Source organism: Vibrio sp. YT-19(2023), from assembly GCF_033337395.1.
Genome location: NZ_JAWOQN010000007.1, coordinates 97,137 through 109,476 on the forward strand (window position 1 = coordinate 97,137; position 12,340 = coordinate 109,476).

The window sequence follows — 12,340 nt, forward strand, 5'->3', positions numbered from 1 at the left end:
TGTTCAGTTATACAGGTAAATAAAATGCTGGCTCATCTAAGTGTTAATAATTTTGCGATTGTTAAGTCTTTACAACTCGAGCTTTCTAAGGGCATGACCACCATTACAGGTGAAACAGGCGCGGGTAAATCCATTGCTATCGATGCTTTAGGGCTCTGCTTAGGCGGACGAGCCGATGCCGGCATGGTGCGACAAGGTGAAGAGAAAACCGAAGTTAGCGCCGCTTTTTTATTGGACAACAACTTACATGCAACACGTTGGTTAGAAGATAACGATCTGCTAGATGGCAGTGAGTGTATTTTGCGTCGTATTATCACAAAAGAAGGCCGCTCAAGAGCCTTCATTAATGGCAGCCCTGTTCCACTATCACAACTCAAATCTCTAGGGCAGCTACTTATCAATATCCATGGGCAGCACGCTCATCATCAATTGATGAAAAGTGAGCACCAAATGGCCATGCTCGACCAATATGCTGGGCATTTAAACCTACTAAAAAGCACACGAAGTGCTTACCAGCATTGGCGTCAGGCGGATAATAACCTCAAGCAGCTAAAAGAAAATAGCCAGCAAAACCAGGCGCAAAAACAGTTGCTTGAATACCAAATCAAAGAACTGAATGAGTTATCGCTAGGTGAAGAAGAATTTGCAGAGCTCGAGCAAGAGCATAAACGACTATCCAACAGTGGTGAACTCGCCACTACCTGTCAGCAAGCCATCGAACTTATTTACGAAGGTGAAGAAGTCAATGCGCTTGGTATTTTGCAATCGGCCAATCACTCCCTAATTCAATTAGCCGAATTAGATGAAAAGCTATCTGAGCTACCTAACATGCTGTCAGAAGCGATGATTCAACTTGAAGAAACGAAGAATGAATTACGCAGCTACTTAGATGGCATCGATGTTGATCCAGCTCGTATGGCTTATGTAGAAGAACGTTTTTCTAAAGTGATGTCTGTAGCTCGTAAACACCACGTAATGCCAGAAGAACTCTACCAGCATCATCAAGATCTTCTGGCCCAAGTAGAAGCGTTAGATTGCTCCGATGAACGTTTAGATGAACTTGCTCAAGAAGTAGAACACAAGTACCAAAGCTTTCTAACACAAGCAGAAAAACTGCACAAATCACGCAGCCGTTACGCAAAAGAACTGAACAAACTGATCACACAAAGCATGCACGAATTGAGCATGGAGAAAGCAGTATTCAGTATCGAAGTTAGCAATGACAACACGCACCCATCGCCGCTTGGCATGGACAGCGTGTGCTTCTTAGTATCGACCAACCCGGGACAACCATTGCAACCTATAGCAAAAGTTGCGTCAGGCGGTGAGCTATCACGTATCTCTCTAGCTATCCAAGTGATCACCGCTCAGAAAGTAGATACACCAAGTTTAATCTTCGATGAAGTGGACGTAGGTATTAGTGGCCCAACAGCTGCCGTAGTGGGCAAAATGCTACGCAAGCTTGGCGAATCTACTCAAGTATTGTGTGTCACTCACCTCCCTCAAGTTGCCGGATGCGGCCATCAACAAATGTTTGTTGCTAAGCAAACCAAAGCAGGCCAAACCGAAACCCAAATGCACGCATTAGATGAACAACAACGTGTGGCAGAATTAGCTCGCTTACTTGGTGGTAGTCAAATAACCGACTCAACGTTGGCAAACGCAAAAGAACTGCTTATCGCCGCTTAATAAATCGACAAGGGATGAGATATGGATATCAGAGCAATACACAAAACCAACTGCTTAGATCTCATCCCTATTTTTATTGAGTTAGAACATTACTACTTCAAAGAAAAAGCTTCATCAAAACACGATCTGGTCCATTATCTAAAGAGCCAAGTCTTCTCTGAACATTCTGGTGTTAATATCATTGCGGTTTACGATAATGATGACGTCGTAGGCTTTGCATCTTATACCGTCATGTTCCCTGCCCCAAAACTCTCAGGGCAGATGTACTTAAAAGATCTGTTCGTATCTTCGAAGGTTCGAGGAAAAGGGGTTGGTCTCAAGTTAATGAAGTATCTGGCATCTTTGGCGATCAAGTGTGAATGAAGTATCTGGCATCTTTGGCGATCAAGTGTGGATGCCAAAGGTTGGACTGGACAGCTGAAAGTAGTAACCCTACCGCAGGTCAGTTTTACCGCTCAATTGGTGCAACACTAATTCATGAAAAAGAGTATTATCGTTTTTCAGGTGATGCATTACGCGAATTCGCCAAAACCGACTAACGAGTCACTAGGCTTGGCTCACCGCTGAAAGCGTCCATCACCCTACTTCCGATTGAAATTTGCTCTTCGTCACCTAACTAATACGTCATGTGGTGACATTTACCGCCTAATATCGGTGAATAAATGCAACTCAACTCAAAATTCGTTGTCAGATTGTCTACCATACGACGCATAGCTTTTTACATCTGCGTCGAGCTTGTTTATTATCAGCGCAGTATTTTAAAGGTTACTAAGAAATTATTATGCAATTAAAGAAGTGGTTAGTTGCCGTACCATTAGCAATGACATTGCTGACAGGATGTTCGGTATTGGAAAGACTGGTTTATCGTATTGATATCAACCAAGGCAACTATGTAGAACAAAGTGCGGTTGATAAATTAAAGTTTGGGATGACTAAAGCACAGGTTCGCTTCGTATTAGGGTCGCCAATGCTTATTGAAAACGGCTATCCAAACACTTGGTATTACATCTATCATCATACTCCTGGCCATGGCGAACCAGTACAGAAAGATCTGATTGTAAACTTTAATGACCAAGGCACGCTCGCAGACATCAGTGGTGACTTTCCAAAAAGTGACGCATTTTACGAGCAAATTCAGTAAACTGACTTTTGCAAAAAAACCTCCCGTTTGGGAGGTTTTTTATTATATAGAAATCATGTTAGTCAAACTTTGAGTAACTCACATGAGCTATTGGGTTAATATTAATCCTGCTTATTTTTACGTACAGAACTAGGCTTGCCACCGGTGACTGGGTCTGCACTCCCCTCGGTTTTAGCCTGCTCCGCCCGCTTACGGCGAATCTCTTTCGGATCGGCAAGTAACGGACGATAAATCTCTATTCGATCTCGATCTCGAACGGTCGCATCCAACTTCACGTTACGACTAAACACACCCACTTTGTTCTTGGACAAATCAATTTCAGGGTACAACTCCAATACACCGGATTGTCTAATGATCTCTTCTACCGTTGCGTGATTATTTACCACTAAGTTAAATACACGCTGTTCATGAGGAAGAGCATAGACAACCTCAACGTGAATCATATCTGACTCAATACTCATAACACTCGTAGACCTGTTTTGCGCGTTTAGTAAATGCATTTACCATATTACTAGTAAGCTCGTTAAAAATCTTACCGAAGGCCATCTCAATCATTTTACTTGAGAATTCAAACTCAAGCTTTAGTTCAACCTTGCAAGCTTGCTCGTCTAGCGCGGTAAAAATCCAACCACCACGCAACGTCTTAAACGGGCCATCCACCAAGTTCATCATAATTGCCTGACCGGGGATCAACTCATTTGAAGTCGTAAACGTTTTGCTGATTCCAGCCTTCGCCACATCGACAGAAGCCACCATACCATTCCCCGAAGACTCAATGATTCTAGAGCCCGAGCAACCAGGCAGAAATTCAGGGTATTTAGCAACATCATTAACCAGATTGAACATCTGTTCGGCGCTAAAAGACACAAGCGCAGAACGGCTGACTTGCTTCATACATACTCCTATCGATACATGTACAGATTTAAAGCTACTCGCCAATTTTACTTTTATTCCACGATTGCGCAAATAAAAGGATTTCCTATCCGATATCCAACCCGTATAATGACGCTATTATGGCAAAGAAAAAAACGAAACAAAAAGCGGGTAGCAATACTATCGCGCTGAATAAAAAAGCTCGCCACGAGTATTTCATCGATGATGAAATCGAAGCTGGCTTGGAGCTCCAAGGTTGGGAAGTGAAAGCCCTTCGCCAAGGTAAAGCCAATATTTCTGAAAGTTACGTATTTATGCGTGACGGTGAAGCCTTTGTGAGTGGCATGACAATCACTCCTTTAAATCAGGCATCGACACACGTTGTGGCGAACCCTACACGTGTGCGTAAACTACTAATGAGTCGTCGTGAGCTGGATAACCTATTCGGACGTGTAAACCGTGAAGGTATGACATTAACGGCCCTCTCACTGTACTGGTCTCGCTCTTGGGTGAAACTAAAAATTGGCGTAGCAAAAGGTAAAAAGCTGCACGATAAACGTACGGATCTAAAAGAAAAAGACTGGGCAAGAGAAAAAGCACGCGTAATGAAGAGCGCGCTGCGTTAATCTTGACCACTTAAACGCATAGTACTGGACAGCCAATGCTTTTCTGTTACTATGCGAATATTACCTGGGGCTGATTTAGGATTCGACGGGAATTCAGAAGTCTGAGGTGCATGCCGAGGTGCGGTAGGCCTCGTTAACAAACCGCAAAAAAATAGTCGCAAACGACGAAAACTACGCACTAGCAGCTTAATAACCTGCTAAGAGCTCTCTCGCCCTAGCTTCCGCACGTAAGACGGGGATCAACGAGGGATCAAACCCAAACGCGCTAGCCCGGATTCTCCCGCCTGAGAGATGAACGGCGAATTTTAATTCAGGCTAGTCATTCATTAGCGTGTCGGTTCGCAGGTGGGTGGCGAAATTAAAGATCGACTAAGCATGTAGTACCAATGATGAACGGTTTTCGGACGCGGGTTCAACTCCCGCCAGCTCCACCAAACGTTTGGAAAAGGCCACCTTCGGGTGGCCTTTTTTGTATCAACTAAAATAGTCTCTTTTTTCAAACATTCATGCTTTCTGAAATCTTACTACATGGATTACCGCATACCTTTGGCCCATGTAGGTTTACAAACTCGTTGAGTATTAATCAGTAAACAAGAAGTTCATAAGTACTAATCAAAAAGGCAGAAAGCATGGTACTAAAAGCCCTGCAACTTAAAAGTCTTCTGCTTACCTATCCTTTCTAAGAGATAACTAGATCTAAGTCTAAAGTCTAAAGTCTAAAGTCTATACTCATCTCCCTCGATGAATTGATTGATGTATTCATTGTTAGTCCCTACTCGCTTGTTTCATTACAACTCTATAGATGTAATGACTACAAACAGTAGTTACAAAAAATAATGTAACTCTAATCACAAAGTTAACCTTAGATATTGAACAGAAACACAACATATATAGATTTTTAAATTTCAAAATGAAAATATTGTTGTGAAAAATTAAGTTGCTGGAATTATTACAGTCATATTAGTGAGCATTGTAATGAATTTTGAAGAAAGTAAATTGAATGACGAACACGTTAATCAATACACACCGAAAATCAATGGTGTGTTAACAAAGAAAGGAAAACCACTTAGTAGCCTGAAGGTTAGCCTTAGTATTGGTTTAAGCACCTCAGGGAAATCAATAGACTTATCAACATTCACAGACAGTACTGGTCGCTTTGAATTTTCTCCAGTCTATGAAAATAAAAACATCATAAGCACTCCTCTTATTGAGCACTATGTAACTATTGTTTTAGTCGCAGAACTCAGTAATGATGAAAGTACTATTATTTGGGAAGGAAGCTTTGATGGTTATAAAATAGAGGATTACGTAAAAAATAACATGGCTAACCTTTCTTGTGACACTGAGAGCCCTCTTAAGTACTTTGCTTTTTCAATTGATGATGAAGAAAACGATGACTACTACGTGAACAGTCAATGTAACTTATTTGGTTATATAGACTCTGACTTGTATGGAAATTAAATAATGCACTCATGATGCAACTCCAGTTCCTATGTCTCCTCTTTGGCCATTTACTCACGGTGGTATTGAGTATCGGCTAGATGGAAGTTCTGGCATCTACTTCTGCGCTCATGGACTAGGAAAAAAATCTGTTCCGGGTTATGTCAATACCGCTACAAGTAATGAGTGGTCGGCACTACAACCCAAATCTCAAGCTTACCTAGAACGCAACGTATTTCTTGACTTCAACAATAGATATAATGCTCGGATGACTGATGGTTGGGTAAGTAAAATAGTCTCTTCAACTTTGACTTTACTAAGAATTTCAGGTCTGGGTCATATAATACAACAGATGCGACCGTAGGCCTTGCTACTTGGGTTCAATTAGCTAATTTCAGAGCTAAAAGATGAATGTAACGAACACGTGCGCGGTATTATAGGCCACATAAATGTAATGTCAGGCAATGCGGAAATTAACCTATCTAATATTACTTGTAGAGCAATAAAGCTTTGTTTTTCAAGGTTAGTAAAAAGGCTAGACAGTCATGCTAGTAACGTATTAAATACCCTGGAGTAACAATAAAATAAATTAGCCATCGTTTTATATATACGCTTCATCGGTCTTAAATTATTTGAATGATAAATAAGAAAAGTACGAAGCTATTTTGCTTCGCACTTTTATTGAGTCCAGCACGGCTAACTATATTAGAAGCGATACTCTACACCTAGTGATGCTTGGTTAAAGTCTGTTTCCGTGTTTGCACCGTTCGCGACATTCTCCGCATTGAGTTCTACGTCGTACCACATATATTCTGCGTTAACTAAGAAGTTATCAGTAACTTTAAAACCGACACCGGCACCAGCGAATACACCTTCATCATCTTTGTTGCCTTGGAAGCCCGCAACGTTGTAATCCGTCGAGTACCACATTTGACCGCCTTTTGCGTAAAGGTCGACACGATCAGCAATGGGAGCGGTAACTTTTAGAGCCGCTGTATAGCCGTCCGTTTCGGCATTTGCTAGGTTATTACCATAGCTACCGAAATCAATGTAACCACCTTCCAACGCTAAGTAAGGATTAAAACGGTAACCAACTAAACCTTGAATAACATCGCTGTCATCATCAAAGTCATCTTGTCCATCAACTTTTAAGTAACCGTAGTTGGTGCCAACATATACACCATGATCGTTGGAGTCCGCAGCATGTGATAAAGTACTAAACGTTGCTAAAGAAAAAAGGCTAATCAAAGTAACAACATTGCTTTTCATTTCGTTCTCCTAATATAAGTTCCATTGAAGGTTCGAATAGTAAAGAGCAAATGCAATGCCAACTTTAAATTAATGAAAAATATATTTAATTTTATAGAACACTGACAATCCTCTAAAGAACGCCGAACAAAAACAGAAAAAAAGAGCTGTCTGTTTACTTTATATAAACAATACTAAATTGAGGTTAATCGCTGATGTGAAAAAGATTCTTGTTAATTTGTAGATTTTTCAAAGAAATTAAATAAACATCTAAAATACTCTTGTAGATTAATCAGTCAAAAAACGCTTAGCTAGTTTTTATAAGAAAGGAAGCTAATCACACATACGTTGCATCTTACTTTGCTTCAAGCCGTGAATACTCTACTCTTTGCCTAAGCAGAGTTTAATGGAACTGAAGTATGTTAAAAGGCAGTGAATACCCTTCTATTCGAGCATTAAGGACGTTTGTCGCGGTCTCTAATTACCTCAGTTTCTCTAAAGCAGCGGATGCCCTATGTATTACGCAAAGCGCAGTAAGCAAACAAATCGCATCGCTGGAGCAATTGGTGGGTTTACCTTTAATACAAAGAGGGGCGAGTGGTATTGAGTTAACCGAAGAAGGCAAGCGTTATCTGCCGCAAGTCACAGAAGCTTTGGAGCTTATTCAGCATGCAACTGCCAACTTAATCCAGTCAGATTCAAAGCAAGAATTACTCACCGTGGACGTAACCCCTTCTTTTGCCAGTCTTTGGTTGATACCTAATATTGATGACTTCCACCAGCAACATCCTAACATCCGAGTAAGAGTCTGTACTGGGGATGGGAACGTCAAAGATTCGAGCAACGAAAGTGACTTACATATTCGCTGCCTTCCATTATCCACGCATTATGAATACAGCCACTTACTATGCGAAGAAATACTACTATTGGTCGGTTGTACTAACGCTCCTGCACTCAAGAATGTGCACGCTGTTAGCGACTATCCGCTGATACCTCAAATCACTCGTCCTCAGTTGTGGGAGCAATTTAAGGCGGCACATGCAGTAGAATCAACCGTTACCTATCACTCTGTAGGCTTTGAACATTTTTACCTAGCTTACGAAGCCGTCAAAATGGGAAAAGGACTCGCCTTACTTCCTGATTTTATGGCGCAGAATTCTATTTTGAGAGGGGATATCCAACATATTCTCAACCTAACTTTACAGAGTGGTTATGGTTATTACGTGATGATCCCGAATTATCGCCTATCGGCTAAGAAAGTGGCGGCGTTTTACGAATGGTTGAAGAGCAAACTAAGCTAATATTGTTTTCTTGAAATGCTTTTGGTAAACCAAAACAACTCAAAGACTTCAGTATCTGTCTGCTCCAAATTGTGGCATTCTCATTAACACTGTTTCAAAAGGATAAATGGATTGAAAGATATGGACAGCAATTCGCCCAAACTCTCATTACGTACCATTGAGCCAACGGATTACCCTGAGCTTGCAGAACTAATGGACTTAGTGTTTCCTGATGTTGGCGGCTCATGGCCACGGCTGACTATTATGGATCTCATTCATCAGTTTCCTGATGGCCAAATCTGTATTGAAGATAACGGCAAAATAGTCGGTGCAGCATTAACCATTAAAGTGGACTACAACCGCTTTTCTCTTCCTCATCTATATACCGACATCATTACCGAAAACAACGTCATACAGAATCAAGTAACCGGTGATGCAATGTATGGTCTCGATGTATTTGTCCACCCGGACTATCGAGGGCTACGTTTAGGTCGCCGTCTGTATGATGCGCGTAAAGAACTTTGCCGGAGTAAAAACTTCAAAGCAATTTTAGCCGGTGGTCGCATCCCGAATTACCACAAATATGCTGACGAATTGAGCGTGGCTGAATACATCGACAAAATAAAACGCCGTGAGCTTCACGATCCTATTTTGTCTTTTCAGCTTGCAAACGACTTCGATGTAAAACGTATTATGCGCGGTTACTTGCCAGAGGATAGTGCTTCTAAAGGCTACGCAACTCTGCTGGAGTGGGATAACTTCTTCTACGAAGAGGATATTCAATCCGTACATGATGTAGAAAAAACGCTGATTCGTATTGGTGTTGTGCAGTGGCAAATGCGCGCCATGAATGACTTAGAGGACTTGCTCGATCAGGCTGAGTTCTTCATTTCTTCTCTTGCGAACTACAAAGCCGATTTCGCCCTATTCCCTGAATTCTTTAACGCGCCGCTGATGGGCTTGCAAAACGACCAAAACTCCGTCGAAGCAATTCGCTTTTTGGCTAGCTTTACAGAAGAGATCAAAAACCGCTTCTCGCAGATGGCAGTCACCTACAACATCAACATTATTGCTGGCAGTATGCCCGTCATCGAAGATGGCAAGTTGTATAATGTGGCCTACTTACTGCAACGAGATGGTGAAATAAACGCTCAATATAAGATTCACATCACGCCCCATGAGCAAAAAGACTGGGTGATCGACGGTGGTGACAATGTTCAGGTGTTCGAAACCGATGCAGGCAAAGTCGGCATACTGATTTGTTATGACAGCGAGTTCCCAGAGTTGGGAAGAATGCTCGCCGAGCAAGGCGCACAAATTGTGTTCGTTCCTTTCTGGACAGACACAAAAAATGGCTACCAACGAGTACGAATCTGTTCCCAATCACGAGCCATCGAAAACGAATGCTACGTTGCAATTGGGGGCAGTGTCGGCAACTTACCTCGTGTTGATAATGTCGATATCCAGTACGCACAATCTGCCGTATTCTCACCGTCGGATATCTATTTCCCACACGATGCGACCTTGACAGAAGCAAGCGCCAACACCGAAATGATAATCTTCGCTGATGTTGATTTGACTAAGTTGAAACAGCTTAATACCGAAGGCTCTGTCACCAACTTACGTCATCGCCGCCTTGATTTGTATGGCGCATTCACCAAAGCCAAAGAGTCATAAGGATCTCCCTAATTCGCCGCTACCAAAGAGCGTGGCGGCGAGTAAAGCCAGCTGCAGGTTGATTCTGCGCAATTATCAGAGGCATGTCAGTTTTTCTCAATGGTGAGAAACAAGAATTGACCCAATAGGACATTCGGAGTATCACTCCAACTTCGTTCCGCTTTTATTAGGGGAAAGCTTTTGGAACATATTAACGAACTTCTCATGTCAATGAAGCCTTTGCTTGAGCAATACGGCTACGTTGCGCTGATTGTCAGTATATTTCTAGAAGGGATAGGTATCCCGATGCCTGGTCAATCACTGATGATCGCGGCATCTTTGCTCTCGTCAGAACAAGTCATGAACCTAAGTATGGTAATGATGGTATCGTGGCTGAGCTGCTTTTTTGGTAATACCTGTGGCTACTTAATCGGTTATTACTTTGAGGGGTGGTTAGATAAAAAAGGCTACATTTCCGGCCCGAAGATGCAAACGCTTCAATTGACTATCCAGAAATACGGCCCTACGTGCTTGGTGGTCAGCCGCTTTATTGAAGGAATGAAGCAATTTATGCCTCTTGCATGCGGTATCGCGAAAATGCCACGTAGAGAGTTTTTGCTCGGTAACGCCCTCGCGGCGACGGTTTGGGTATTGGTATTCAGCTTGTTAACTCACTTTGCATTTGAACATTTAAGCGTGTTGAGCAACCTGTACACCGAATACAAATATCTGGTATGGGCATTTGCTGCTGTCTTATTTACGTGGATGGTTTTAGGTATTGTTAAACGCAAAAAAGCCAAATCAATGCAATAACGACAGTCTCTTCATTAGCGCATAACTAAAGCTCGTGGTATCAGTGAGATACGCAACACGAGCTTTTATCTTTTTCTTTACGTGTAAAATTTAAACAGCCATTTAGACGTCTAGACGTTGACAATGTAGAAATGTGATATTAGTCTGCTCTTCTCTCTTATCATTAACATTGTCGTTTACATGTCCGGTTCCCAACAAACTACTAAAACAGTTGCACCGTCTGCGGTCGCACTGATCCCATTAATTGTATTCCTTGCGCTATTTATTGGCGTAGGCACTTACTTATCTTTGCAAGGCGTGGAATTTGCCTTCTACCAGCTGCCTGCACCCATCGCGGTATTACCAGCCATCATCATTGCGTTTCTTTTAAGTAAAGAGAAACTTAACCGCTCAATCGAACACTTCATGCGTGGTGTTGGCCACCCAGACATCATCGCAATGTGTATGATCTATCTGCTTGCAGGTGCCTTTGCTGCGGTAGCAAAAGCCTCTGGTGGTGTTGATGCAACAGTGAACCTTGGTTTATCCGCTATTCCAACCAGCATGATTTTACCGGGCATTTTTCTGATTTCTGCTTTTATCGCAACAGCAATGGGGACTTCGATGGGTACCATCGCAGCCGTTGCCCCCGTAGCGTTGGGGATTGCTGAATCAGCAGGAATGAGCTTACCGTTAACCGCTGGTGTTGTGCTGAGCGGCGCTATGTTTGGTGATAACCTTTCTATCATCTCTGACACCACCATCGCGGCGACACGCTCTCAAGGTTGTGAGATGAAAGACAAGTTTAAAGAGAACATTCGTATTGCTTTACCTGCGGCGTTGATCGCGATTGCAGTGTTCGCTTTCAACAGTACCGCGACTCAAGTGCCTGAAACTGGCGATATTGAGTGGCTAAAAGTCTTGCCGTACATCACTATTTTGATCCTAGCGGTATCTGGTGTGAATGTGTTTGTGGTTCTGTCGATTGGCATTCTTTTGGCTGGCGGCGTGAGCTTGGCATCGATTGACAATTACGGACTAACTAATCTAGCCCAAGACGTATACAAAGGCTTTGGTAACATGCAAGAGATCTTCTTGTTATCCATGCTGATTGGTGGTTTGAGTGAACTGATGCGTCGCCAAGGTGGTCTTGCTTTTCTAACAAATTTCGTTAGTAGCCTTATCCACGCGTTTGGCTCTAGTCACTCTAAGCATGCGAACAGTCGTGCAAGCGAGCTAGGTATTGCAGGTTTGGTATCAATGGTCAATGGCTGTACGGCAAACAACACCGTAGCCATCATTGTATCGGGCAGCGTTGCTCGCCAACTGGCGGAAGAGAATAATGTCTCTCCTCGCCGCTCAGCAAGCTTGTTAGACATTTTCTCATGCGTGGTGCAAGGCGTGTTGCCTTACGGTGCTCAAGTACTGCTGCTAGGTTCCGTATTCAACCTATCGCCACTTGAAGTAGTTGCCAATTCTTACTACTGTTTTGCATTAGCGATAGCGGCTGTTGTCGCGGTGTTTATCAAACATCCCGCTCGTCAACCTGTAGCGCAAACTGAGAACTAACGACAAATACCGAAAAGGCTCTGATG

Annotated in this window: 11 protein-coding genes, 1 other RNA gene and 1 pseudogene; 10 read left to right on the forward strand and 3 right to left on the reverse strand. The window is 42.6% G+C overall.

All coding sequences use genetic code 11. The features are described 5' to 3' along the window. Positions 1-24: 24 nt before the first annotated feature. From recN to bamE, 3 genes and pseudogenes are all read left to right on the forward strand, one after another. Positions 25-1,689, forward strand: a complete 1,665-nt coding sequence (gene recN / locus R7E78_RS07190) for a DNA repair protein RecN (RefSeq protein ID WP_005383750.1) — start codon at positions 25-27, stop codon at positions 1,687-1,689. 21 nt (positions 1,690-1,710) lie between these two features. Further along, positions 1,711-2,228: pseudogene (locus tag R7E78_RS07195) on the forward strand (GNAT family N-acetyltransferase). Positions 2,229-2,470: 242 nt separating this feature from the next. Continuing rightward, positions 2,471-2,830 carry an outer membrane protein assembly factor BamE gene (gene bamE, locus R7E78_RS07200; RefSeq protein ID WP_017820585.1) on the forward strand — a complete coding sequence of 120 codons (360 nt, stop codon included), beginning with the start codon at positions 2,471-2,473 and terminating at the stop codon, positions 2,828-2,830. Between the two features lie 101 nt (positions 2,831-2,931). Here the strand turns inward: bamE and R7E78_RS07205 are convergent, their stop codons facing one another. Together R7E78_RS07205 and R7E78_RS07210 are read right to left on the reverse strand one after the other, a co-directional pair. Continuing rightward, complete coding sequence (locus R7E78_RS07205; protein ID WP_025768875.1) at positions 2,932-3,291, reverse strand: RnfH family protein; 360 nt, start codon at positions 3,289-3,291, stop codon at positions 2,932-2,934. Beyond that, the gene (locus tag R7E78_RS07210; RefSeq protein WP_005381641.1) at positions 3,281-3,724 is read right to left on the reverse strand and encodes an SRPBCC family protein; all 444 of its coding nucleotides are present in this window, start codon (positions 3,722-3,724) and stop codon (positions 3,281-3,283) included. The genes R7E78_RS07205 and R7E78_RS07210 overlap by 11 nt, the downstream gene beginning before the upstream one ends. Positions 3,725-3,843: 119 nt before the next feature. Between R7E78_RS07210 and smpB the strand changes: the two genes are divergently transcribed. The 3 genes from smpB (at position 3,844) to R7E78_RS07225 (ending at position 5,790) form a co-directional block, all read left to right on the forward strand. Then, positions 3,844-4,329: an SsrA-binding protein SmpB gene (smpB, locus tag R7E78_RS07215; protein WP_005381642.1), complete on the forward strand. Its 486-nt coding sequence runs from the start codon at positions 3,844-3,846 to the stop codon at positions 4,327-4,329. A 66-nt stretch (positions 4,330-4,395) separates the two neighbouring features. Next, positions 4,396-4,763: a transfer-messenger RNA gene (gene ssrA / locus R7E78_RS07220) on the forward strand. Positions 4,764-5,304: 541 nt separating this feature from the next. Then, on the forward strand, positions 5,305-5,790 hold the full coding sequence (locus R7E78_RS07225) for a DUF6795 domain-containing protein (RefSeq protein WP_318057778.1): 486 nt from the start codon (positions 5,305-5,307) through the stop codon (positions 5,788-5,790). A 684-nt stretch (positions 5,791-6,474) separates the two neighbouring features. Here R7E78_RS07225 and R7E78_RS07230 read toward each other — a convergent pair. Then, a complete protein-coding gene (locus tag R7E78_RS07230; RefSeq protein WP_054730034.1) occupies positions 6,475-7,038 on the reverse strand; it encodes a porin family protein in 564 nt (187 codons plus the stop codon). Between the two features lie 398 nt (positions 7,039-7,436). Here R7E78_RS07230 and R7E78_RS07235 point away from each other — a divergent pair, with 398 nt between their 5' ends. From R7E78_RS07235 to R7E78_RS07250, 4 genes are all read left to right on the forward strand, one after another. Then, positions 7,437-8,318 (forward strand): LysR family transcriptional regulator, encoded by an 882-nt coding sequence (locus tag R7E78_RS07235; protein ID WP_047102126.1) that lies wholly within the window; start codon positions 7,437-7,439, stop codon positions 8,316-8,318. A gap of 120 nt (positions 8,319-8,438) precedes the next feature. Continuing rightward, entirely contained in the window at positions 8,439-9,974 is a 1,536-nt protein-coding gene (locus R7E78_RS07240; RefSeq protein WP_047102129.1) for a bifunctional GNAT family N-acetyltransferase/carbon-nitrogen hydrolase family protein, read from the forward strand. A gap of 204 nt (positions 9,975-10,178) precedes the next feature. Beyond that, on the forward strand, positions 10,179-10,766 hold the full coding sequence (locus R7E78_RS07245) for a DedA family protein (RefSeq protein ID WP_005383738.1): 588 nt from the start codon (positions 10,179-10,181) through the stop codon (positions 10,764-10,766). A 180-nt stretch (positions 10,767-10,946) separates the two neighbouring features. After that, positions 10,947-12,314, forward strand: coding sequence for a Na+/H+ antiporter NhaC family protein (locus R7E78_RS07250; protein WP_017635705.1), 1,368 nt, complete (start codon positions 10,947-10,949; stop codon positions 12,312-12,314). The last annotated feature ends 26 nt before the right edge of the window (positions 12,315-12,340 follow it).